14 protein-coding genes are annotated in these 26,470 nt (G+C 50.8%); 10 read left to right on the top strand and 4 right to left on the bottom strand.

What is annotated here, in order from left to right:
* The first annotated feature begins 351 nt into the window (after positions 1–351).
* From SH302x_RS04630 to SH302x_RS04620, 3 genes are all read left to right on the top strand, one after another.
* Positions 352–2,391: an ArnT family glycosyltransferase gene (locus SH302x_RS04630; RefSeq protein ID WP_479367560.1), complete on the top strand. Its 2,040-nt coding sequence runs from the start codon at positions 352–354 to the stop codon at positions 2,389–2,391.
* Positions 2,392–2,439: 48 nt separating this feature from the next.
* A complete protein-coding gene (locus tag SH302x_RS04625; RefSeq protein WP_479367559.1) occupies positions 2,440–3,261 on the top strand; it encodes a hypothetical protein in 822 nt (273 codons plus the stop codon).
* Between the two features lie 532 nt (positions 3,262–3,793).
* On the top strand, positions 3,794–9,703 hold the full coding sequence (locus SH302x_RS04620) for an RHS repeat domain-containing protein (RefSeq protein WP_479367558.1): 5,910 nt from the start codon (positions 3,794–3,796) through the stop codon (positions 9,701–9,703).
* Positions 9,704–10,319: 616 nt separating this feature from the next.
* Here SH302x_RS04620 and SH302x_RS04615 read toward each other — a convergent pair.
* Positions 10,320–10,484 (bottom strand): hypothetical protein, encoded by a 165-nt coding sequence (locus SH302x_RS04615; protein ID WP_479364650.1) that lies wholly within the window; start codon positions 10,482–10,484, stop codon positions 10,320–10,322.
* Positions 10,485–10,587: 103 nt separating this feature from the next.
* Entirely contained in the window at positions 10,588–12,195 is a 1,608-nt protein-coding gene (locus SH302x_RS04610) for an IS91 family transposase (RefSeq protein ID WP_479364651.1), read from the bottom strand.
* A 209-nt stretch (positions 12,196–12,404) separates the two neighbouring features.
* On the opposite strand from SH302x_RS04610, the gene SH302x_RS04605 reads away from it, so the two are divergent.
* From SH302x_RS04605 to SH302x_RS04595, 3 genes are all read left to right on the top strand, one after another.
* Complete coding sequence (locus SH302x_RS04605) at positions 12,405–14,495, top strand: MTBMA_p00010-related P-loop-containing protein (RefSeq protein ID WP_479364652.1); 2,091 nt, start codon at positions 12,405–12,407, stop codon at positions 14,493–14,495.
* Positions 14,496–14,718: 223 nt separating this feature from the next.
* Positions 14,719–15,705 carry a tyrosine-type recombinase/integrase gene (locus SH302x_RS04600; RefSeq protein ID WP_479364653.1) on the top strand — a complete coding sequence of 329 codons (987 nt, stop codon included), beginning with the start codon at positions 14,719–14,721 and terminating at the stop codon, positions 15,703–15,705.
* 796 nt (positions 15,706–16,501) lie between these two features.
* Positions 16,502–17,359, top strand: coding sequence for an RHS repeat domain-containing protein (locus tag SH302x_RS04595; protein WP_479364649.1), 858 nt, complete (start codon positions 16,502–16,504; stop codon positions 17,357–17,359).
* A gap of 616 nt (positions 17,360–17,975) precedes the next feature.
* On the opposite strand, the gene SH302x_RS04590 is transcribed toward SH302x_RS04595, so the two are convergent.
* The gene (locus SH302x_RS04590) at positions 17,976–18,140 is read right to left on the bottom strand and encodes a hypothetical protein (protein ID WP_479364650.1); all 165 of its coding nucleotides are present in this window, start codon (positions 18,138–18,140) and stop codon (positions 17,976–17,978) included.
* 103 nt (positions 18,141–18,243) lie between these two features.
* Positions 18,244–19,851: an IS91 family transposase gene (locus SH302x_RS04585; protein WP_479364651.1), complete on the bottom strand. Its 1,608-nt coding sequence runs from the start codon at positions 19,849–19,851 to the stop codon at positions 18,244–18,246.
* Positions 19,852–20,060: 209 nt separating this feature from the next.
* On the opposite strand from SH302x_RS04585, the gene SH302x_RS04580 reads away from it, so the two are divergent.
* The 4 genes from SH302x_RS04580 (at position 20,061) to SH302x_RS04565 (ending at position 26,257) form a co-directional block, all read left to right on the top strand.
* A complete protein-coding gene (locus SH302x_RS04580; protein ID WP_479364652.1) occupies positions 20,061–22,151 on the top strand; it encodes an MTBMA_p00010-related P-loop-containing protein in 2,091 nt (696 codons plus the stop codon).
* Positions 22,152–22,374: 223 nt separating this feature from the next.
* The gene (locus SH302x_RS04575; protein WP_479364653.1) at positions 22,375–23,361 is read left to right on the top strand and encodes a tyrosine-type recombinase/integrase; all 987 of its coding nucleotides are present in this window, start codon (positions 22,375–22,377) and stop codon (positions 23,359–23,361) included.
* Positions 23,362–23,854: 493 nt separating this feature from the next.
* Positions 23,855–25,135, top strand: a complete 1,281-nt coding sequence (locus SH302x_RS04570) for an RHS repeat domain-containing protein (protein WP_479364654.1) — start codon at positions 23,855–23,857, stop codon at positions 25,133–25,135.
* Between the two features lie 9 nt (positions 25,136–25,144).
* The gene (locus SH302x_RS04565) at positions 25,145–26,257 is read left to right on the top strand and encodes a hypothetical protein (RefSeq protein WP_479364655.1); all 1,113 of its coding nucleotides are present in this window, start codon (positions 25,145–25,147) and stop codon (positions 26,255–26,257) included.
* The last annotated feature ends 213 nt before the right edge of the window (positions 26,258–26,470 follow it).

Genomic DNA, 26,470 nt, shown 5'->3' with positions numbered 1-26,470 from the left:
GAGAAGTAACACGTCTATGCGTGTCGTCCAGTTGACTTCATCGACCTTGCATGCGGCGCACAATGTCAGGGAACGTTTAGGCTGACATCTATCAACGGATTCATAGCGCCGGTGCATCTCTTTGTTCTGCTGAGACATGGTTGAAGTGCGAGTGCAAAAATCAACTACCGGCACGCTGAAAATCTCGAAAAAAGTCAAAAAAATCACACGAAAGAAAAATCGGAATTTCGTCTTGATTTTAGTTGCAATTAGATTTCAAAGTCGTTCTACTTCTCCTAATCACTCGTCAAGGCAAACCGCGGGGACCTTGCCTCAAACAGACTCCTTTTCTAAGTGTGATCGAGGTTGCGTATGGGATTGCGTATCTCCTGGCTCAGGGACCATTGGGTCATTTGTGCGTTGGCATGTCTCATTAGCTTCCAGACCGGACTCTTGGTCTGGTCTGCAAAAGTTCACTCTCCAACCTGGGATGAGGTAGGGCATTTGGCGGCAGGCATATCACACTGGGAGACAGGACGTTTTGATCTCTATGCCGTTAACCCGCCATTAACGCGTGTTATCGCTGCGGCACCGGTCGTCTTCTTTGACAAGCCACTAATGGATTGGGCTCCTTATAGATCCGATGCTTCTGTTCGTAGTGAGGTTTATGTTGGTCGCCGGATGATTGAACTAAACGGCGTTTCGATTGAACGTCGATTCTTTTTCGCTCGCCTTGCCCTAGTGCCGATCGCGGTGCTCGGGACGTTGTTGTGCTTTCAATTGAGTTCGATGCTTTTCGGCGTATATGCCGGTTTTATGGCTGCCTCGCTATGGGCGTTTTCACCGATGGTGCTGGCGTATGGGAGTGTGATTACTCCAGATCTTTCGTCCGCGGTTGTCGTTCTCTTTGTGGCTTACGCGATATGGGGATGGCTTTTTAATGCGAAATGGTCGAGTGCCGCTGTACTGGCAATGTCCTTCGGCGTGGCAATGCTGGTGAAGAGTGTCTGGATCTTTCTGCCCGTGGCGGCGTTCGTGTCTCTGTTACTGCTGTCGGTCTCTCGTTTGCTGTCTCAGCAAGTCGAGACCGACGCCGGGCAAGCTGCCTCGACGCCTAAATTCAGTTTTGGGCTGCAGATTGGGCAGCTAGTAATCGCATCTGTGACGGCACTATTGATAGTCAATGCTTTCTATGGCTTTCAAGGCTCTTTCCGGACGCTAAAAAGCTATCAATTTGTCTCCGCATCACTGTCCGGTAATGAGCCGTGCGTTGATTGTGCTAGCCTAGCCAAAGGAAATCGCTTTGCTGGGAGTGTCCTCGGGCATCTGCCAGTGCCGCTTCCTTCGGCATACATGGCGGGAATCGATGTACAGAAAGCCGACTTTGAGAGGGGAGCGTTCGATCCCGCATGGAAAAGCTATCTTTGGGGCCGATGGCAGCAGGGAGGGTGGTGGTACTTTTACGCAGTCGGCCTTTTCTTTAAAGAGCCTTTGGCGATATGGGCATTGTTAGCAGCTTCATTGGTGGCAGTTTTTGTGATTCCAATGACAACTAGTCAGAAGCAATGGTTGTTTGCGATTGCGATCCCAACTGGCATGCTATTTCTCCTGATCTCGATCAATACAGGACTGAACCGATACGTGCGTTATGCGCTTCCGCTTTTGCCCCTGCTATTCATCTGGGTCTCACAGCTAGCTAGGTTTGTTTCGGCTGAGACTTTCCAGCATCCCGTGAGTCGAAGGATTGCGACGGCAGCCTTAGTGTTGACAACAGGATCGTATCTCGCATCATCCCTCGCACAAGGGCCCCATTGGCTTAGCTACTTCAATGCCGCAGCCGGTGGTCCCGGCCGAGGGGCGGATGTCCTGTGCGATGGTAATATTGACTGGGGGCAAGACTTGTATCGACTTAAGGATTGGCTTGCAAGAAATCCTGATGCCTCCAATGACCTAAACCTAGCTTACTTTGGCTCGTACGATCCAGCTAGTTTTGGAGTGAAATATAAGCTCCCAGCGCAAATTGATTCGAATCATCCCAATCTTGCGGGCATTATAAGGAAGTTATATTCGCTGGAGGATGGTTGGTACGTAGTCAGCAAGAATTTCCTCATTGGTCATTCAATGCCTGTTCCGGATGGCAACAACCGACTTCTGTTTGAAACAGTAACGCGACCAGTATTTTCCTACTTCAATCTCATAAAGCCAGTTGACACTATTGGACAAGGCATGTTGGTCTATAGAATCGACAAGGAGCAGCGCAATCAGTTGATCGCAGCATTCCAACGAAGTCCCGGATCTGGGATGGCAGGTACTAAGACGAGCGCGCAAGCGTCTCTAAATACGTTCGGCTTGGTCTTGGCTGAAACTGACTCAGAACTCGCTACAAAAAGCGATTTACAGGCGGCGAGATAGACTTGATCAACATTCATTTGCCTTCACCTGCTTTTTGGGAGATTCCTCATGAGCTTGCGTAAGATTCTGTTTACTCCACTGGGCCTTGCATTGACTGGAATGGTGTTCCTCGCCGGCTTGTCACTACTCATCATTGGCCGCTCGGAAGTCGCGGTCGAGGAATTCGCAACTCGTGATGGCGGCAGCGTTTTGCCCCGAGATCAATCTGTGGAAATAGGTGGAGTAAAGCGTCCGCGTAGCGATATTGAAGGAATCGGCGATAGAGTGGTTTCTAATCAGGACGAGGGCCAAGGGCCTTTTACCATTGGCTTAGAACGGCCAAAAGAAGAAACAATAACTCGCACTGGTGGGCCATTTGGTATCGCTCCTCTGATTGACCCAGGCTCCGATTTAGCATTGAAAGAAGTGTTTCGAAGAATTACGGCGAATGATGTTGACTCACATCAGGCGTACAGTGCGTTCGCTCAGATTAAGGAGTTCGACGTCCAAGTATATTTGCAGAATCCCGAGGCCTACCTAAATACCGTTGAACCAGCCCGCGTGTGGCAGTCAGCTCAGCCAGGCCCAGGAGTGCCACGCCTTCAGCGACTTGGCGAACGTAATCAGTCGATCGTGCAAGGCGAGTCAATCCGCTTGCAAGTCAAAACCCTGCCGGGCATGCCCGCGAGTTTTTTGTCGTTCGATCTTGGCGCGTTTCAAGGAGGATTGGCCGCAATCACTGTGGCTGCCGACAGCACTGGAATTGCTAGAGCCGAATTCACTGGTACTACCGGCACTATTTCTTCGGTAAGAGTTCGGGCTGCATCGCCTGTCGCCAGTGGATATCAGGAGTTTATTGTGCATGTTCTTCCGCAGGGTTCCCGTTTGTAATGACGCCGACGTGTCAGTAGACGAGTATTAGGTTAAGTGAAAGGAAATTGCGATGGTTCTAGTCTTAAGGCCGGTACAGACTCTTGTGGCAAGAAGTTTGTTTTGTTGTTTCCTATGCTGTTTGGCAGTTTCACACGGCGGCGACGTTCGAGCAGAGTATCTAGGCCCGCCCTTTGATCCTGATAAACTAGGAAACAACCCTGGCGGACAATGCCAGAATGAGATACCGCATCCGTATCCAACCTGCGATATTACAGATCCAGGTCCAGGAATGGGACCTGGTGGGCCTGGTGGGCCAGGACCGGGTTGCACAAGTTGCAGTGACGGTCCAGAACCAGGATTCCCGCCAATTCCCCCCCGTCGTACATCCCCTAAAGTTGGAGGCGATATACATGTCACAGAAACAGGTTCTTACGTGCATAATCGCAGTTTCACGTACGTTCATTGGGCGGATGATTATCGAGATCCATCTGGTGGAGGTGCTCTCAATTTGCGGAGGTTTTTTAGAAGCCGTCACGGCGGAAGTGGATTAGTGAATGGTTCTTTCGGACCGAATATGGCGTGCCAATTCGATCTGCGCTTAGACCTCGCCGCTTTCAATTCAACAAGCTTTTACAACGCTTATGCAAGTCCTTATCAAAGTCACCACATGGCAGGGGAATTGGTTGGACAACTGTTCGATGGTTGGCAAGTTCAATTGCATTTTGCGAACACCAATGCAACCTCATTCGAAGAATATGGGTATCAAACTCAGTTTGATGAGCCGCCCTCGCAATGCCAAAAAATTGAAGTCCTCAACAGTTCATTCGCGTCTGCCACTCCCTTGACTGGCGATTATGGCTACACAGGTGAGTTTGACGATGCAAGATATCTACGCTTCACTTTATTGGACGGACGCGTTCTTACTTTCGAAGTAATTAACACCGATGTCCATCCCCCTCCATCCACAGGAAACAGTCGCTTTACGCACGGACGACTAATCAGCTACGTATATCCCACAAGGCACGCAATATCGATCACCTATAAGAATTTTACAAGCACGGAATTGACGAATGATCCAACGCTACAGTGGCAAATGGATGCAATCAGTGATGGTGTTCGAAGTATCAACGTTGAATATCTAAGCACCCAAGTTGCCGGAGACTGGGTGATAAGTGAATTGACATTTCCTGGTGGCCGGACTGCAGAATATACCTACAACTCAAACCACCTTACGACAGTTACTCATGCAGATGGTAGTGAATCTAGCTTCACTTACAGCAGTGGACCAAATGGCTTGGTAAAGTTGGAAATCGAAGATCCGGTCGCGGCACCGGGACATCGTTATAAAACGCTATGGCACTCTAGTACCGCTTCAACCATTGATGGAAACCTTGTTGTAACTGCTTGGGGCTTAATGCGACTGATTCGCAACGGTGAGGCTGAATCAACGTATGCGAGTTTCTACGGTTGGGAGGACCAGGCTAATGAGATTGGCATCATCTATGAAGGCGCGGGCAAGCTTCAAACTCCTCGTCGTAGTGGTCAATCACGCCGTTACTATTCTTCTTGGTCACTTGACACGTCAAATACTCAACCAAGTATCTCTGGCACATTTGAACCGAAGTACGCCGAATCCTTGATTTCATTGTCCTACGGGCCAGAATATACGAGAGACGATGCCGGCTTTCGCACTCGTTACGATGTTGAAAGTGGGAATAAGTTTAAACAGATCCGGTTTCAGGTATATGACGACGAAACTTTTGAGGCGTTTTGTTATCTCAGTGGTTCTACTCTCTTGACACGATATCGAGATCGCCAAGGAAGGGTAACAAAATACTCTTACGATTCATCAGATCGGCTAATTGAAATTGCTGTTGGCTTGACTGACCATTCGTCGAATGTCGCAACCATCGATCCTTACGCTGGCGTTCAACTTTACACTTATAATCGATGCGCCACCAATGATGTTCAAACATCTGAGTATGCGACCAGGACATTCGAGTACTATGGTTCTTCGGGAAATGGCGCGAACCTTCTCAAAGCCGTTATTGACGAGAATGGTCGACGAACCGATTACGAGTACGATGGTGCTGGCCGTGTCACAAAGGTCAAGCAACCGCCAGATGTCACAAATGGGACTCGCCCAGAAACTGTCCTGACTTATGATTCCGCTGGACGTCTTTCCACAGTAACCGATCCCGAGGGCCACGTTACTACTCGAACTTATGATAGCATGGATCGCGTGACATCGATCGCCTATGAAGACGGCACTAGTGAGCAATGGATCTATGGAACCACGTCTGATGGCAATAGTGTTGGATTGATTTTGAAGAAGATCGACCGTGCGGGTGTAATAAATAGCTATTCGTACGACGATGCAGATCGCCTAATCACACAAATTAACGCCGGTTATGTTTTGGATGGCAGCACTGAAGTATCAACAGGAATAGGATTGACTGAAAGTTTCACATACATCCCTGGAAGTTATTTGGTCGCGACTCACACAACCGCCGGGGCGCTTGAAAGCTTAACTTACGACTACAGAGGACGGCAAATCGAATCGCACGTTTTCCCTCGTGAAAACAAAGAACTTATCAGCAAACGAGTGTTCTTAAACAACCTGCTGTTTTATTCTGAAGATCCCTATGAACGACGAACATATTACGGATATGACGCGACGGATGGTCGAATGATTCGTACTGTCCAATATACGATTCCAGGCTTAAGCCTAGCCGACAACGCGGCAGTGTTGGCCGTCACACGTTCCACGTCCCCAAATGCGACGCACATCGTCAACGATATCATCAATGACGCAAGTGGCCTTTCGGTTGAACAGATCGATCCCCTCGGAACAACCACCAAGCTAACTTATGACAGCCGAAAGCGCAACACGATCCAAGAGGCTGCTTATGGCACCAGCCTAGTTGCCAAGACGCAAACGATTTACGATGCTGCCAGCAACGTCACAGAAGTAAGATCGCCGCGTTACTTCGATAGCACCGATAGCGAAGGTGAGAACAACGCCAGAGAAACCTGGACCTATACCGGTCGCAACTTGGTCGCTTCCCATACCGAAGCGCCGAGTACCGGCATCGCTGCCACTGAATATTTTACTTACGACCTTAATGGGCACAAAGCGACGCACACCGACTTTGCCGGCAAGGTCTGGACGATGATCGAAGCTGGCTGCTGCGCCCTGACGCGGGCCAATGTCGATCCATTGGGACATGGCTCGATCGTCAATGCCGATTCACGCGGCAGGCCAGTCCATCAAATCACCGTCTCGGACGTGACCAGCCACTCTAGCAACTACAACAATCCGGATAACTCGAAAACCATCACCGAATCGACCACTAAGTATGATGCTCGCGGGCGAGCAACTCACAGGACTATCTGGCTGAGCGCCAGAGGTCTGGTCGATACCGCCAATCCACCGATTGCGGGCTTGAATAGCGTCTCGGTGGCCGATGGCCTGACTAGTATCACGCTTTACGACGATAACCTGACCGACGGAGTAGGGCTCGACAGTTCCGGTGGTGTCGCTGTCTTCAAACAATCGGGCACTAGCCCAAGCGGCACTTTCAGCGTTAGTTTGGCCAATGCACTTACCAAGCTGGCCGATGCGCAGGTTAACGGCGGAGCTGGCATCAGCTTCAACAGCTCCCAGGGTGCTGTCGGCCGAGCGGTCGTCAGTGTCAACTCCGAAGATGAAGTCAGCTTCTCCATCAGCGACTCGGCTGGCCGCACGGTCATGAGCGGTAAACTCAACAACTACAAAGGCTCCGGCGCTACCGCCGTTAATACCCTGGCCTCATGGTCAACCCAGTTGCACGATAATACCGCTAGCCTTTCGGGCTACGGCACCGTTCTGGAAAGCAGGTCAATCGATGCCCAGGGATACGCTACACGCACATGGGCCGATGCGGCGGGCCGAACTCTCAAGAGCTTTGACCAATTGGATAAAGCCACCACGATAACTTACGACCCCGCTGGCAATCAGCTTACTGTCCGAGATGCCAACAATGTGGGAGCTGACATGGTCTATGATGCCCTTGGAAGAAACACCCAGCGCACAGGAACTGCCAGTGCGGTGACCAAGACCGCTTATGACAAAGCGGGTAATGCCATCAAACAGACCGATGCCAAGAACAAGGATACCTTTATCACCTTCGATGCTCGGGGACGCAGAAAGCAAATTACAGATCGCATCAGTGCGGTGACGAACTTTACTTATACGGCTTTAGGACAATTGGCCAGTTTGACGGATGCAGAGAGCCAGGCCACCAGTTATGCTTATAGTGACCGCGGGGAGAAGCTCACTGAGACCTATCCGGATCACAGTGGTGGCAACCCTGCGGATGCAACCTATGGCATCGTGACCTTTGTGTATGACAATGCCGGTAGGTTACTGCGTAAGCAAGATCAGTTTGGCGACACTTGCACGTTCAACTATGATCTGGCTGGAAGAATGACTCAACGTGACTATCGAACTAGAGTGGACTCGCCCTCGGGCACGATCGCCGATAGCGATACATACACTTACAATCGAATCGGCGTAATACTCACGGCCGTCTCTGGTCGCTACAGCAACACGGTCACTTATACTTACGACCTCGTCGGTCGCAAGGCGACCGAAGCGATCACCACCAACGGCCAGACCTACACGATTGGTACTGAGTACAACACGCGTGGAGAGCTGGTGAAGTACACCTACCCTGACAGTTCGATCCAGGAGCGGACATATCACGCCACCGGTGCACTCAATCTTCTCAAGCTGGATGGCAATACCGTCAGCACTCGTTCTTACGACGATGGCACCAGACTCACAGGCGAAACCTTGAGCAATGGCGTGACTGAAACCAGAGCTTATTCTAATGACAATTTGCTGACGTCGATCACCTTCGGTGGCACGGGCACTGCGATTGGTAACCTAAGCTACACTTGGGATGCGAACAAGAACAAGACCAGTGAAACCATTGGCGGTACCATGGCCGATTGGGGCTTTACCTCCGGTGGGACTAGCTACGATGACGAAGATCGCTTAACAGGTTATGCCCGAGCAGGCTCTTCGGCTCCATCACAGTTATCCCAAAGCTGGAGCTTGACCGATGTCGGTGACTGGAGCAGCACGACGATCAATGGCACGGCTCACACTCGCACACACGGTCCAACGCATGAACTTCTGACCAACAAGATTGGATCGGCATCTGCCCAGAGCGTTACGACCGACGTGAAGGGGAACATGACGTCTATTCCGGTCAACCTTAGAGAAGCCGGGGCAAGTACCGCTCTCAATCTAGTCTGGGATTTTGACAACCGCATGAAGTCGGCTGACATCAACGCCGATAGCACGCCCGATGTGGCCTTTACCTATGACGCACTCGGTAGACGCGTTACGCGCTCGCACAGCAGCGGTTCCTGGGTCTTTGTGCAAGCAGGTCAGCAGACGCTGTGTGATTATGTAATTGGTCAAGGACCGAGCAATGCCCTGTACCGTTATGTCTATGCCAGCTACATCGACGAGCCCGTAGTTCGGAAGGAAACAGGTACAGGCGGTACGATCCTTTACTATCATCGCAACCAACAGTACTCGATCTACGCTATGACCAATTCCAGCGGCGGCGTTGTAGAGCGCTACGCTTATACCGCTTACGGTCAGCCAACAGTGCTCAACGCATCCGTCTCAGTCATAGCCACCAGCGCCTATAACAACAGGTACACCTATACTTCCCGCGAGTGGGATCATACCGTCGGTTTGCATTACTTCCGAGCTAGATGGATGAGTGGGCATAGTGGTAGGTTTTTGGGAAGAGATTCCCGTGGCTACGCCGATGGCTGGAACTTGGCAATCCCGTACTTCGGTTTCGAAAATGTTGATCCTTTGGGAACTAGCATAATTGTGCAAACAAGAGATGGAGGCAGTGAACGGCATAAGCGCGATTGTCAAGATAATTTAAACATTGACTTTTATGTCAGATTTTCAGCACCTTGCGAAGGGTATTTGATTAAGTTCATCAGGGCAACTTGCAAGAATGCACCATGCAACGGTGGTGAATGCGGCGGCTTTACCTCCCGACGCACTGAAGCAATGCAAGTTCAAAAATTCGCAAAAGATCAGAGCTACGACTATCCTTTCACAGAGAGCCCAGCACAAGGTGGTAGCCCTAGTGGCTGCGGCAGCTTTACACTTTCTGTCACTCTGCGGTATTATTGTTCAACCGATCTACCGCCGGATTTTTCAAATAAACTCGTTCCTCCTTCTAAGTATCCGACAAATTGCTGTTATTTCCCAGCGGGAGGAGATGGGTGGGAAGAAAACCCGAAAACTGGCAACCGCTGGATACAGGATTATCATAAGGGCGAAGGACAAGGCGAATACAAAATAGATCTTGACTGGGAATGTTGTAAGGATTTTAGCTGCTCGTTTGTAGGAGAAAGTAGTGGAGACCCGAAAAGATAATGTCAACAGTATTTTCGATTGGCATAATTACTTGGGTAGCGATTTTCCTGGCGCATCCTGCAGGGGGATATGCTTTATCTCTCGCGATTTGCGTGTTAAGTATGGCGATTGCAATACTTAGGTGCACTTGGAGAACGTCTATTTCATGGATTGCTATAGCCCTTAGGATCAATCATTTGTGCTGCTCGTTGCTAAACTTTGTTGTATTGTTGGCTACGCAAGTTGTATTCATCGCGTTTTATTATCCACCAGACAGTAGGCTACTTTTCTCGCCGGGAGGGGTAGAGATCTCTTTTTACACCGTGCCATGGGATCGACAATCAGATATTTCTTCTGGTGAGTATTTTCCGCCATTTCGGATTGGAAATAGTGAAGGGGCCGCAGATATTACGAGCACAAACATTTTCCGCGATGAGAATCATATCGCAGTCGTTAGCATCAGATATATAGTTATATTGATAGTAGTTGTTTTATCGTCAATTGTGTGGATCCCTCCGAAGCAATGTTCACCAAGTAAGAGATAGCAACGAGTGATTAAAACGGCTGCAAGCTGTGGACGGTCCTTCTCCCCAGCTTTGCGGTTGTTCAATGTTTTTCTCTACAGAATTACCAGCTACTAATCTAATTTGCAGTAGCTGTTTGCAGGGCTCAAGAACGAGCCAGAACGCAGCTTAATGGCCAGAATTTGTGTTGATGATTGTCCATTAAATGCGGATTTCTCTGACTGATACGGATCTTCGAATTGCTCAGCCATTAAAGGCAAGTTGCTCTCGTTACTCATAATGCAATTCTTGTTAGCGAAGCGGGCTATGATTCGAACGCCCCCTCTCGGCTCGCAAGACTCGCCACTCTCCTGGCCGGGAGAGTTAAGCAACTCTTTCAACTTAAATCTCCGGTAATGGTAGTTGAGTATCTGATTGATTGATGCAGCTCATGCGGCTGCAAGCAGTAATGACGCGAACATCATCTGTTAATAACTTCACATCGAACGCTGAATAAATATTGGCTTCGGATCGAAGCAGCCGAGCATCTTCGAAACTCAGTTGCTTGAACTTTATGTTCTTGCGTGCCTTGGTGCAGACCTCTCGCACGCGATCGTCCAGCGATGTCCAGATAACAGCGAAGTAGCTGATCAAGTAATACACTGTTCCCATATCACCACGCGTATGCCAGGGACTGCGATACTCTTGGAAGCTCATGCCCTCCGCTCCGCATTGTTGGCATCGCGGCGCATGGTCATCGACTTCTGCTTTGGTACTTGGCGATTGGTTCTCTTCGATCAGCTTGCTTGCATCCTTAATGCTCGATTGCAGTAATGACTTATGTCGAACTATATTCACATCGTCATCATCGTCCGTATCATCATCTGAACGCGGATGGTTAAATGCGTTCAGCGCGGCACGTGTCTGCTGAATGTTTGCTTTGCGGTTTTGAGCTTGGAATAAGCCTGCATAACGGATGCGATAAACGCTTCTGGGAACGATATGCCATAGATAGCGTCGCACGAACTCGCCGCCGGGCATCGATTCTTTCTCGTACTGCTCCTTACGATAATTCCACAAGCTGATCGTAACACTTTGTCCGTCATCGCTGACGATCCGCTGGTCACTGATCGCCGTGCCTTGCACGTACTCCGACAAGTAGACCGCGCATTGTCGCTTGGTGGCAAGTACATCTGGAGTGAGCTGAGCATCTGCGACCCAGCTCCTGGCCGCGATCGGTGTTAACCATTCTGCCAACGACTGAGCGTCTGGAACTTCTAATTGCTCAGCAGTGGATTTTAGTAATAACTTGCCACGTCGAAAGAGACTCTTGAGCCCTCGGATGAACTTCTTTCGAAAGACCTGCGCCAGACGCTTGGGCTGGATCGCCGGCGCATCGGAAGGGATCTCTGTCCACTGTCGACTTTCCTGGTCAATGCCACCGGCAGTCATCATGACGTGGATGTGAACATGCGGCAGCATCCGTTGCCCCCACGTGTGCAGGGTCATCAAGATCCCAGGACGGCAACCGAAAGCTTCTTGGCAGGTTTCTAGCAGCGTCTTTTGCGCACACTGGAAGAACAGCTTATAGCTCTCAGCCGCATTGTCTCCGAATAGCTCGGTCAGTTCATGCGGCGCGGTAAAGACGACGTGATAGTACTTCGTATCTAGCTCCCAGGACTGGATCGTATCGAGCCATTTCTTACGCTTGAGCCAGCCGCAGTTGGGGCAATGACGATTGGAGCATGGCGAATACAGAATGCGTTTGGAATCACACTGGCCGCAGCGGAACCAACTGGAGCCATACGCACCGGAGCGGCATTCGAGGATCTTGTCCAGCGCATGTCTCGCATATCGTGGAATAGAATCATCGTACAAGTACGCTTTGCCATAGTGACGCAGAGCTGCAAGTACATTCTCGCTTGGTTCCCCTGGTAAACGATGATTCAGCGAGCAGGAGATCGTCTTGGTGCTCACGTTTGTTGACTGATTCAGTAAAAGTACCGTCATAACTGCGACGCATGTAGCTGCATTGTAGAGCATGACCTGCACTATGATGCCGACGCTGATCGATGGCCTCCAAAGAATTCTTTTGATTCTTCATCATCAGCCCTTGCACAAGGCCTTGCTGGCCCGTTCTGCTGAAGGGGCCTGCTTTGAAGAACTTCTGTTTGATTCCATCTATCGCCCACACAAACACTCTTGATGGACCCGCTCTCATGCTTCAACGATCACGAACTTATCAAGATAGCTTTCCACGCTTAGAGGTCTTTCTGACAGCCCCATGGCAAGCGACCGTCGAAGCCTATGCCGATAGTCTGCAAGGGATGCTGGATCGACCGGCGCTGATAACTTTCTTGCAGGAACAGTTTGGGCTTTCGATCGCTCAAGCGGCTCAGTACCAAGTCGGCTTCTCCGATCGCTCGCTGGGCAGTGAAGTTCCAAGCAATCGCGTGAAGCTGGGCCAAGAGATTCGCAATCGACTAACGCAGTTGGGGATCTACAAGGACAATGGCCGAGAGACGATGCGTGGTTACGTGACGATCCCGCTGTGGGATGAAGCTGGCGTGATCTCGGGCATCGAAGGCTGGCGGCTGGATGCCAAAAGCAAGAACCCCCAGCGGCTTGTGATTGGTACGGGATGCAGCAAGCTTGAGAGAAGGGATCTGAACAGGGATCAGGCTTCAGGAGTCAGACTTCAGGAAGAGGAAGTGTTGCAAGATGCAGTGGCTGTACAAGAAGTGACGGGCGATGGGTCGAGTACGAGTACGAGTACGAGTACGAGTACGAGCACGAGTACGAGCACGAGCACGAGCACGAGCAAGAGCACGAATGAAGTTCCGCCGGGCAGCGGCGTCAGCTTCACCGTGGAATCTGAATCGGTGTTGATCACACGCGGTGACCGCAGCTATCGCATCCGAGGGCTGGATCGCAACATATCCAGCTTATCTTTGAAGGTCAACGTCACCGCAGCGCGAGCGGACTTGATTCACGTCGACACGGTCGATCTGATGAAAGCTCAATCGCGCAATAGCTTCCAACGCGCAACCGCTGTGGAGTTGTACTGCGAGGAGGACACCATCAAGCGTGATCTCGGCCAAGTCTTACTCCATATTGAAGAGCTGCGCAATCGCCAGATCGAAGCGGCCAAGGGGATTACTAAACCCGTCGAGCTATCGCCGCAAGAGCAGCAGCAGGCACTGGGCTTGCTGAGCGATCCCCAGTTGATCAGCCGCATCATTAGCGATCTGGATCAGTGTGGCATGGTGGGCGAGCCCTTCAATAAACTCGCTGCGTACCTGGCGGCAACCAGTCGTTTGCTAGACAAGCCACTGGCGATCCTCGTGAGGTCCAACAGCGCAGCCGGTAAGACCACCTTAATGGACTCGATCCTTCATCTGATGCCACCCGAACATCAGTTGCGATTAAGTAACCTTACCAGTCAATCGCTGTACTACCTACCAGCCGGCTCGATTGCTCACAAGATACTGGCTATTAGCGAAGATCAAGGCATCTCCGAAGCAGCGTACGCTTTGAAGCTGCTACAGAGCGAAGGTAAGCTGACGCATGCGACCGTAGGCAAGAACGCTCAAGGGAACTTCCAAATGCAAACGCATGAAGTCGAAGGACCGGTGCAATTGTTTCTGACTTCCACACGCATGCAGTTGGATGAAGAGCTGGTGAATCGATGCTTTGTCCTCACCGTGGACGAATCGAGCCAACACACGCTGGCGATCCAACAGCGCCAACGACAACTCGAAACGCGAGCAGGTAAAGCCTCATTGGAACAGACCCAGCAGATTCGCAGCCTGCACCGCAATGCCCAGCGGGTGATTCGTCCGATGGAAGTCGATAACCCACTGGCCGAGACGATGCAGTTCCCTTGCAGCCGAACTCGCAATCGCCGCGATCATGAGAAGTTCCTCACATTGATTCGCACGATAGCTTTATTGCACCAACACCAGCGTCCCGTGATTTGTGACGAAGCTGGCGTCGAACGCATCGAAGTGGTTCAGACCGATATTGATTTAGCCAATCGTTTGGTCGAACGCATTTTGAAGCTGAGCATGGACGAGCTGACGCCGCAGACACAGAACTGTCTGACGTTGTTGCAGCAACTGGTGGAATCGATCGCAAAAAGGGACGGCGTCCGCAACTGTGAAGTGCGTTTCACAAGACGCATGCTGCGTGAATCGATCCAGTGGAGTGATTACCAAGTATCGACGCATTTAGACCGCTTGGTATCGTTAGAATACGTGCGAGCTCATCGCGGCCGACAAGGGGCCACGTACGTCTACGAACTTCTCTAGTTGCCCGTAGACACCCGACTTCCAGGGAAGTTCCAGGTAACTTCCAGGGGTCAGCAGCCATCATCTAAAGCCTTCTAGGATCTGATCTTAGTGCCTCTCTCCTGGCTTTCAAGCCAGATTGCGAGAGCCCCTGCCTGTCGCCATAGGTGCATCTGCCATGGCCAGGCTTAAGGCATTGGTTACTGGTTTCCCATTTCAGACTTTTTATTTCTAGGTTCCAACCATGTTGTATCCATCTTTGCTGCAAGCGTACTATCTTGATCTTCGCGTATTGAACTGGTCAGAGTCGACCATTGATCGCCGCAAGTCAAGCTTAAGGCGTTTCATTAACTGGCTGCAGGCGCGTGCCATCGATCACATCGGACAGGTTACTGCCGAGCACGTGGCCGCTTATCAACGCAGCCTTTATCATGTAGGCCATCTGCGCAGCGGGGCTCCCTTGGCCAGTTCGACGCAAGCGTCCTATCTATCGACCCTGTCGCACTGGCTGCAGTGGTTATGTTTGAAGGGTCACTTGCCATTCAATCCAGCGGTAAGTTTGGAACTGCCCAAAGCGGAAGTTCGCTTGCCCATGAATTACTTAACGGAGCCCGAGGTCGAACTGTTGATCAATCAGCCCGATGTGAAAGACGAGCTTGGCATCCGTGACCGAGCATTACTGGAGATCTTTTACTCTAGTGCGATTCGTCGCCAGGAGCTACTGTCGCTTGGGGTTTATGACATTGATCGCAGTCGTCGGTTGTTGATGATCCGCTTGGGCAAGGGGCGTAAGGATCGCGTGGTACCGATTGGTGTGCGAGCCTTGCAGTGGCTTGAAAAGTATTTGGCCGATGTGCGTCCTTGGTTGCTGGCCGGTCATGGTCGCAAGCGATTGGGGCCAGCGGCAATGCCAACAGATCGAATCTTCTTGAGCAACACGGGCAAGCCGTTATTGCCCGGTCAAGCTTCGAAGATGGTGCGAGACTATCTGGATCAGGCGGGGATTCACAAGAGCGGCGCGTGCCATGTGATTCGTCACACGACGGCAACGTTGATGCTTGAGAACGGCGCGGACTTAAGAAGTTTACAGACGTTGCTGGGTCATGCGAATTTGAATACGACTCAGATCTACACGCACGTGACCATCGATCGCTTGCGTAAAGTGCACGACGCCACGCATCCGGCTAAACCAGATGTCGAAGGCACCTCAGCAACTCCACCCGCTGAGTAGCTCAGCGACTCCGTTCGCTGAGTAGCCAGTAGCTCAGCGACTCCGTTCGCTGAGTAGTATGTAGCCCAGCGACTCCGCCTTCTTCGTTTAACCGTCAGCCGCCAGGCGTACGCGTTCTTCTTCACCCTCTCGCTTGCGGGAGGGTCGGCCGCGAGTTCCACGAGCGACCGGGGAGGGCGAGCCGCCTACGCGTCCACTTGCCAATTGACCTCGAGGCACCTGCCTCATCAAGCCAACGGCTTGTCACAATTGCTGCCGTGGCCGATCCGGTCACGGTTTGCATGCGCAGTTGATCCCTCAGGCCCGGAGGGCCAAGACAATTGATTTGCGCCAGCCCTTCGGGCTTATCGGTCTCAAGGAACCTCAAAGTCCGGTGGCCTGCGGCACACCGGCAATAATTGCTACGGCCCTTCAGGCTGCCACCTCAATATTCTGCCAATTATCCCGCCCATCTCGCACCACCGCTCAACTGTCATTCTCTATAATGGCAGACATGCAGTCTCAATCCTCATCACTTCCGGTTAAACACTTATCGCATCGAGAAATCTCGCTTAGCGATTGGGATACGTTGTGCGATCAGAATGCCCCTTATTTGAACGCCACTGTTTCATTCAATGGTTCTTTTTCTTTCCAGGCAAAGTCATCTGACGCGTCAGTCTCAAATAGCGAGTCATCACAACACGAGTCCGCAGCAGCCTGCTTTACTTGCACAGCCTCATCGCTGATCAGCAACAGTGATTGGCCTTCAGAAGTTGCACTAGCGCAGCATCGCAACCAACAGTACTCGATCTACGCTATGACCAATTCCAGCGGCGGCGTTGTAGAGCGCTACGCTTATACCGCTTACGGTCAGCCAACAGTGCTCAACGCATCCGTCTCAGTCATAGCCACCAGCGCCTATAACAACAGGTACACCTATACTTCCCGCGAGTGGGATCATACCGTCGGTTTGCATTACTTCCGAGCTAGATGGATGAGTGGGCATAGTGGTAGGTTTTTGGGAAGAGATTCCCGTGGCTACGCCGATGGCTGGAACTTGGCAATCCCGTACTTCGGTTTCGAAAATGTTGATCCTTTGGGAACTAGCATAATTGTGCAAACAAGAGATGGAGGCAGTGAACGGCATAAGCGCGATTGTCAAGATAATTTAAACATTGACTTTTATGTCAGATTTTCAGCACCTTGCGAAGGGTATTTGATTAAGTTCATCAGGGCAACTTGCAAGAATGCACCATGCAACGGTGGTGAATGCGGCGGCTTTACCTCCCGACGCACTGAAGCAATGCAAGTTCAAAAATTCGCAAAAGATCAGAGCTACGACTATCCTTTCACAGAGAGCCCAGCACAAGGTGGTAGCCCTAGTGGCTGCGGCAGCTTTACACTTTCTGTCACTCTGCGGTATTATTGTTCAACCGATCTACCGCCGGATTTTTCAAATAAACTCGTTCCTCCTTCTAAGTATCCGACAAATTGCTGTTATTTCCCAGCGGGAGGAGATGGGTGGGAAGAAAACCCGAAAACTGGCAACCGCTGGATACAGGATTATCATAAGGGCGAAGGACAAGGCGAATACAAAATAGATCTTGACTGGGAATGTTGTAAGGATTTTAGCTGCTCGTTTGTAGGAGAAAGTAGTGGAGACCCGAAAAGATAATGTCAACAGTATTTTCGATTGGCATAATTACTTGGGTAGCGATTTTCCTGGCGCATCCTGCAGGGGGATATGCTTTATCTCTCGCGATTTGCGTGTTAAGTATGGCGATTGCAATACTTAGGTGCACTTGGAGAACGTCTATTTCATGGATTGCTATAGCCCTTAGGATCAATCATTTGTGCTGCTCGTTGCTAAACTTTGTTGTATTGTTGGCTACGCAAGTTGTATTCATCGCGTTTTATTATCCACCAGACAGTAGGCTACTTTTCTCGCCGGGAGGGGTAGAGATCTCTTTTTACACCGTGCCATGGGATCGACAATCAGATATTTCTTCTGGTGAGTATTTTCCGCCATTTCGGATTGGAAATAGTGAAGGGGCCGCAGATATTACGAGCACAAACATTTTCCGCGATGAGAATCATATCGCAGTCGTTAGCATCAGATATATAGTTATATTGATAGTAGTTGTTTTATCGTCAATTGTGTGGATCCCTCCGAAGCAATGTTCACCAAGTAAGAGATAGCAACGAGTGATTAAAACGGCTGCAAGCTGTGGACGGTCCTTCTCCCCAGCTTTGCGGTTGTTCAATGTTTTTCTCTACAGAATTACCAGCTACTAATCTAATTTGCAGTAGCTGTTTGCAGGGCTCAAGAACGAGCCAGAACGCAGCTTAATGGCCAGAATTTGTGTTGATGATTGTCCATTAAATGCGGATTTCTCTGACTGATACGGATCTTCGAATTGCTCAGCCATTAAAGGCAAGTTGCTCTCGTTACTCATAATGCAATTCTTGTTAGCGAAGCGGGCTATGATTCGAACGCCCCCTCTCGGCTCGCAAGACTCGCCACTCTCCTGGCCGGGAGAGTTAAGCAACTCTTTCAACTTAAATCTCCGGTAATGGTAGTTGAGTATCTGATTGATTGATGCAGCTCATGCGGCTGCAAGCAGTAATGACGCGAACATCATCTGTTAATAACTTCACATCGAACGCTGAATAAATATTGGCTTCGGATCGAAGCAGCCGAGCATCTTCGAAACTCAGTTGCTTGAACTTTATGTTCTTGCGTGCCTTGGTGCAGACCTCTCGCACGCGATCGTCCAGCGATGTCCAGATAACAGCGAAGTAGCTGATCAAGTAATACACTGTTCCCATATCACCACGCGTATGCCAGGGACTGCGATACTCTTGGAAGCTCATGCCCTCCGCTCCGCATTGTTGGCATCGCGGCGCATGGTCATCGACTTCTGCTTTGGTACTTGGCGATTGGTTCTCTTCGATCAGCTTGCTTGCATCCTTAATGCTCGATTGCAGTAATGACTTATGTCGAACTATATTCACATCGTCATCATCGTCCGTATCATCATCTGAACGCGGATGGTTAAATGCGTTCAGCGCGGCACGTGTCTGCTGAATGTTTGCTTTGCGGTTTTGAGCTTGGAATAAGCCTGCATAACGGATGCGATAAACGCTTCTGGGAACGATATGCCATAGATAGCGTCGCACGAACTCGCCGCCGGGCATCGATTCTTTCTCGTACTGCTCCTTACGATAATTCCACAAGCTGATCGTAACACTTTGTCCGTCATCGCTGACGATCCGCTGGTCACTGATCGCCGTGCCTTGCACGTACTCCGACAAGTAGACCGCGCATTGTCGCTTGGTGGCAAGTACATCTGGAGTGAGCTGAGCATCTGCGACCCAGCTCCTGGCCGCGATCGGTGTTAACCATTCTGCCAACGACTGAGCGTCTGGAACTTCTAATTGCTCAGCAGTGGATTTTAGTAATAACTTGCCACGTCGAAAGAGACTCTTGAGCCCTCGGATGAACTTCTTTCGAAAGACCTGCGCCAGACGCTTGGGCTGGATCGCCGGCGCATCGGAAGGGATCTCTGTCCACTGTCGACTTTCCTGGTCAATGCCACCGGCAGTCATCATGACGTGGATGTGAACATGCGGCAGCATCCGTTGCCCCCACGTGTGCAGGGTCATCAAGATCCCAGGACGGCAACCGAAAGCTTCTTGGCAGGTTTCTAGCAGCGTCTTTTGCGCACACTGGAAGAACAGCTTATAGCTCTCAGCCGCATTGTCTCCGAATAGCTCGGTCAGTTCATGCGGCGCGGTAAAGACGACGTGATAGTACTTCGTATCTAGCTCCCAGGACTGGATCGTATCGAGCCATTTCTTACGCTTGAGCCAGCCGCAGTTGGGGCAATGACGATTGGAGCATGGCGAATACAGAATGCGTTTGGAATCACACTGGCCGCAGCGGAACCAACTGGAGCCATACGCACCGGAGCGGCATTCGAGGATCTTGTCCAGCGCATGTCTCGCATATCGTGGAATAGAATCATCGTACAAGTACGCTTTGCCATAGTGACGCAGAGCTGCAAGTACATTCTCGCTTGGTTCCCCTGGTAAACGATGATTCAGCGAGCAGGAGATCGTCTTGGTGCTCACGTTTGTTGACTGATTCAGTAAAAGTACCGTCATAACTGCGACGCATGTAGCTGCATTGTAGAGCATGACCTGCACTATGATGCCGACGCTGATCGATGGCCTCCAAAGAATTCTTTTGATTCTTCATCATCAGCCCTTGCACAAGGCCTTGCTGGCCCGTTCTGCTGAAGGGGCCTGCTTTGAAGAACTTCTGTTTGATTCCATCTATCGCCCACACAAACACTCTTGATGGACCCGCTCTCATGCTTCAACGATCACGAACTTATCAAGATAGCTTTCCACGCTTAGAGGTCTTTCTGACAGCCCCATGGCAAGCGACCGTCGAAGCCTATGCCGATAGTCTGCAAGGGATGCTGGATCGACCGGCGCTGATAACTTTCTTGCAGGAACAGTTTGGGCTTTCGATCGCTCAAGCGGCTCAGTACCAAGTCGGCTTCTCCGATCGCTCGCTGGGCAGTGAAGTTCCAAGCAATCGCGTGAAGCTGGGCCAAGAGATTCGCAATCGACTAACGCAGTTGGGGATCTACAAGGACAATGGCCGAGAGACGATGCGTGGTTACGTGACGATCCCGCTGTGGGATGAAGCTGGCGTGATCTCGGGCATCGAAGGCTGGCGGCTGGATGCCAAAAGCAAGAACCCCCAGCGGCTTGTGATTGGTACGGGATGCAGCAAGCTTGAGAGAAGGGATCTGAACAGGGATCAGGCTTCAGGAGTCAGACTTCAGGAAGAGGAAGTGTTGCAAGATGCAGTGGCTGTACAAGAAGTGACGGGCGATGGGTCGAGTACGAGTACGAGTACGAGTACGAGTACGAGCACGAGTACGAGCACGAGCACGAGCACGAGCAAGAGCACGAATGAAGTTCCGCCGGGCAGCGGCGTCAGCTTCACCGTGGAATCTGAATCGGTGTTGATCACACGCGGTGACCGCAGCTATCGCATCCGAGGGCTGGATCGCAACATATCCAGCTTATCTTTGAAGGTCAACGTCACCGCAGCGCGAGCGGACTTGATTCACGTCGACACGGTCGATCTGATGAAAGCTCAATCGCGCAATAGCTTCCAACGCGCAACCGCTGTGGAGTTGTACTGCGAGGAGGACACCATCAAGCGTGATCTCGGCCAAGTCTTACTCCATATTGAAGAGCTGCGCAATCGCCAGATCGAAGCGGCCAAGGGGATTACTAAACCCGTCGAGCTATCGCCGCAAGAGCAGCAGCAGGCACTGGGCTTGCTGAGCGATCCCCAGTTGATCAGCCGCATCATTAGCGATCTGGATCAGTGTGGCATGGTGGGCGAGCCCTTCAATAAACTCGCTGCGTACCTGGCGGCAACCAGTCGTTTGCTAGACAAGCCACTGGCGATCCTCGTGAGGTCCAACAGCGCAGCCGGTAAGACCACCTTAATGGACTCGATCCTTCATCTGATGCCACCCGAACATCAGTTGCGATTAAGTAACCTTACCAGTCAATCGCTGTACTACCTACCAGCCGGCTCGATTGCTCACAAGATACTGGCTATTAGCGAAGATCAAGGCATCTCCGAAGCAGCGTACGCTTTGAAGCTGCTACAGAGCGAAGGTAAGCTGACGCATGCGACCGTAGGCAAGAACGCTCAAGGGAACTTCCAAATGCAAACGCATGAAGTCGAAGGACCGGTGCAATTGTTTCTGACTTCCACACGCATGCAGTTGGATGAAGAGCTGGTGAATCGATGCTTTGTCCTCACCGTGGACGAATCGAGCCAACACACGCTGGCGATCCAACAGCGCCAACGACAACTCGAAACGCGAGCAGGTAAAGCCTCATTGGAACAGACCCAGCAGATTCGCAGCCTGCACCGCAATGCCCAGCGGGTGATTCGTCCGATGGAAGTCGATAACCCACTGGCCGAGACGATGCAGTTCCCTTGCAGCCGAACTCGCAATCGCCGCGATCATGAGAAGTTCCTCACATTGATTCGCACGATAGCTTTATTGCACCAACACCAGCGTCCCGTGATTTGTGACGAAGCTGGCGTCGAACGCATCGAAGTGGTTCAGACCGATATTGATTTAGCCAATCGTTTGGTCGAACGCATTTTGAAGCTGAGCATGGACGAGCTGACGCCGCAGACACAGAACTGTCTGACGTTGTTGCAGCAACTGGTGGAATCGATCGCAAAAAGGGACGGCGTCCGCAACTGTGAAGTGCGTTTCACAAGACGCATGCTGCGTGAATCGATCCAGTGGAGTGATTACCAAGTATCGACGCATTTAGACCGCTTGGTATCGTTAGAATACGTGCGAGCTCATCGCGGCCGACAAGGGGCCACGTACGTCTACGAACTTCTCTAGTTGCCCGTAGACACCCGACTTCCAGGGAAGTTCCAGGTAACTTCCAGGGGTCAGCAGCCATCATCTAAAGCCTTCTAGGATCTGATCTTAGTGCCTCTCTCCTGGCTTTCAAGCCAGATTGCGAGAGCCCCTGCCTGTCGCCATAGGTGCATCTGCCATGGCCAGGCTTAAGGCATTGGTTACTGGTTTCCCATTTCAGACTTTTTATTTCTAGGTTCCAACCATGTTGTATCCATCTTTGCTGCAAGCGTACTATCTTGATCTTCGCGTATTGAACTGGTCAGAGTCGACCATTGATCGCCGCAAGTCAAGCTTAAGGCGTTTCATTAACTGGCTGCAGGCGCGTGCCATCGATCACATCGGACAGGTTACTGCCGAGCACGTGGCCGCTTATCAACGCAGCCTTTATCATGTAGGCCATCTGCGCAGCGGGGCTCCCTTGGCCAGTTCGACGCAAGCGTCCTATCTATCGACCCTGTCGCACTGGCTGCAGTGGTTATGTTTGAAGGGTCACTTGCCATTCAATCCAGCGGTAAGTTTGGAACTGCCCAAAGCGGAAGTTCGCTTGCCCATGAATTACTTAACGGAGCCCGAGGTCGAACTGTTGATCAATCAGCCCGATGTGAAAGACGAGCTTGGCATCCGTGACCGAGCATTACTGGAGATCTTTTACTCTAGTGCGATTCGTCGCCAGGAGCTACTGTCGCTTGGGGTTTATGACATTGATCGCAGTCGTCGGTTGTTGATGATCCGCTTGGGCAAGGGGCGTAAGGATCGCGTGGTACCGATTGGTGTGCGAGCCTTGCAGTGGCTTGAAAAGTATTTGGCCGATGTGCGTCCTTGGTTGCTGGCCGGTCATGGTCGCAAGCGATTGGGGCCAGCGGCAATGCCAACAGATCGAATCTTCTTGAGCAACACGGGCAAGCCGTTATTGCCCGGTCAAGCTTCGAAGATGGTGCGAGACTATCTGGATCAGGCGGGGATTCACAAGAGCGGCGCGTGCCATGTGATTCGTCACACGACGGCAACGTTGATGCTTGAGAACGGCGCGGACTTAAGAAGTTTACAGACGTTGCTGGGTCATGCGAATTTGAATACGACTCAGATCTACACGCACGTGACCATCGATCGCTTGCGTAAAGTGCACGACGCCACGCATCCGGCTAAACCAGATGTCGAAGGCACCTCAGCAACTCCACCCGCTGAGTAGCTCAGCGACTCCGTTCGCTGAGTAGCCAGTAGCTCAGCGACTCCGTTCGCTGAGTAGTATGTAGCCCAGCGACTCCGCCTTCTTCGTTTAACCGTCAGCCGCCAGGCGTACGCGTTCTTCTTCACCCTCTCGCTTGCGGGAGGGTCGGCCGCGAGTTCCACGAGCGACCGGGGAGGGCGAGCCGCCTACGCGTCCACTTGCCAATTGACCTCGAGGCACCTGCCTCATCAAGCCAACGGCTTGTCACAATTGCTGCCGTGGCCGATCCGGTCACGGTTTGCATGCGCAGTTGATCCCTCAGGCCCGGAGGGCCAAGACAATTGATTTGCGCCAGCCCTTCGGGCTTATCGGTCTCAAGGAACCTCAAAGTCCGGTGGCCTGCGGCACACCGGCAATAATTGCTACGGCCCTTCAGGCTGCCACCTCAATATTCTGCCAATTATCCCGCCCATCTCGCACCACCGCTCAACTGTCATTCTCTATAATGGCAGACATGCAGTCTCAATCCTCATCACTTCCGGTTAAACACTTATCGCATCGAGAAATCTCGCTTAGCGATTGGGATACGTTGTGCGATCAGAATGCCCCTTATTTGAACGCCACTGTTTCATTCAATGGTTCTTTTTCTTTCCAGGCAAAGTCATCTGACGCGTCAGTCTCAAATAGCGAGTCATCACAACACGAGTCCGCAGCAGCCTGCTTTACTTGCACAGCCTCATCGCTGATCAGCAACAGTGATTGGCCTTCAGAAGTTGCACTAGCGCAGCATCGCAACCAACAGTACTCGATCTACGCTATGACTGGCTCCAGCGGCAGCGTCGTAGAGCGCTACGCTTATACCGCTTACGGCCAGCCAACGGTACTCAACGCATCTGCCTCAGTCATAGCTACAAGCGCTTATGACAATCGCTACACCTATACCGCCCGCGAGTGGGATCATACCGTCGGATTGCATTACTTCAGGGCAAGATGGATGAGTGGGCATAGTGGAAGGTTTGTAGGAAGAGACCCGATTGGGTACAGAGGAGGGGATAATCTGTACGGTTTTCTTGTTTTAAGAGTTCTAAACAAACTTGATCCAAGTGGCTTGGAAACGGTTTACACGCCGCCACGGCCAGTTCCAGACAACTCCTGGGGATTGCCTAGCCACAATCCACTGGATGGTCCGCTAACTTTCGATCATAAAGAAAAGAACAAACGATGCGTGTTTTACTTCCCTCCCTATAATGAAAATGGTTATTGGTCTATGGGAGTTGATTCAATACCGCATAATGACGGATATAGCGGTGTCGTAGAAGATCCCTCCACGATTCCGTCGATCATTTCGTCTCGTGGATGTTGCGAGATACTGTTTGTCGGTCATCAGGGGCAGAAGGGTGGCGTGAAAATAAAGAAACCTGGTTCTGAACCTATTCAGGTCTTACCAACTCAAGACAAAGCTCTTGAGACTGGCATTCGCACTGCATTGGAAGGAAATACTTGCTCTGGTTGTTCGATTTTTTTCTACACTTGTGGAGGTGGATATCCTTGGGAGCAGACTGAGGTTCGAAAGAAGATTGCCTCATCAACGGGTTGTGATGTGTATGGCCAGAAAGGAGAGCGGCGACCGTCACCGATTCATCCACGAGATCCGCTCGCATTAGAGGATGGTGGCGAAGGATATTTCTGTACTGCAGATAAAAGTAAATGGTATCAGAAGCCATTCGTAGACGGGTGTTCTGGAAAACCCTTCCGATTCTTTAAAGACTCAACTGACAATCCGATTAGAAAATGAGTGAAATAAATGTCGATTACGCGATGGATGCTATTATTAGCTATGGCAATCGGATGCCGGTCTTCCGACAGCGATTATGCTAGCACGATATTGCTCAAAAACTTTGAAGAAAAGAGTTTTAACGCGAGACCCCACGTTCTGACGGTGAATAGTTTTTCAACTGTTGAAAGCAATCCCACCGCGGATGGGACCATATATACGAAACTGCGTATGACGGATGACCCTAACCGCTTGCAGATTCTAAATACTAAAACCTTTCCTGCATATTTCGATGACGTCGTGTATATGCCATCAGACAACGCGTGGCTGTGTTTCAAGTTACGGTATCGAGAATCTCCGGAGCTTTACCTAATAGACAAACAAGATAGGTCTCACAAGCTGCAATTATCACCTGAATCGAGTCTGTTGACGGGAGTATTTACCACAATTAATGCGTTTGTGTTTTTTGACTATGGTAGGCCTCCAAATGACCATAAATTGCTTCTCTACCAGTTTAAGGACCTCAATTCTGATCCACGACAGTTTAACGAGTTTGAACTAAACGTCGAAAATCAAGCTGGCGACTGGTTTTTGCATGCAAGCACATTCGTGGACGAAAGAAGGAATTTGGTTGGTCTAATATCAGCCGATGGATACCCTTGCGTCTGGCGTCTAAGCGCTTCTGGACACAATCGATTAGAACGCAATGTGCTTGAATACACGAAGCAATTACACAAAAAACAAGGCCCAGGACGGATGGCTGTTTCGTCGAGTAACCGATTCGTTGCAGTTGTTATTTCGGATGACTTAAGCGAGCCGATGCATCCTCTGCACGAGCGACGTTCAGATTTAATGATTTGGGACCTCGACTCAGGAGCGATGACCCATCAATTCTCAGACCTTAGCACATTAGACAGTCAGTCAGTCGAATTCCTAGGTGATGCAAGTATTGCGTTACTTGGTGAGGCTTCGTATTCAACAATCGATTTATCAACGAAGAGGATCGAACGTGTGGAACGTCCAGATACAAGGAAATTTTGCGAATTGTTAGCAATCTCCAACCAAAGGATTTTGCAACTGTGTAAATCCTCCAATGGAAAAATAAAAATAAGTATCGACCAAATTAAAGACGACAGTGAGTGACATTGAAAGATGGTGAGAGAATGCGGAGAATGAGTGTCGATGGCCTATAACAAATTCGTTTATGATCGCACTGGCTGCAGCGGAACCAACTGGAGCCTTACGCTCCGAAGCGACAATCGGAGTTCTTGACCAAGTAAGAGATAGCAACGAGTGATTAAAACGGCTGCAAGCTGTGGACGGTCCTTCTCCCCAGCTTTGCGGTTGTTCAATGTT

It is taken from the genome of Njordella calcicola (assembly GCF_056494125.1).
The sequence above is the reverse complement of the archived record's forward strand: the minus strand, read 5'-3'. Positions and strand labels throughout refer to the sequence as shown.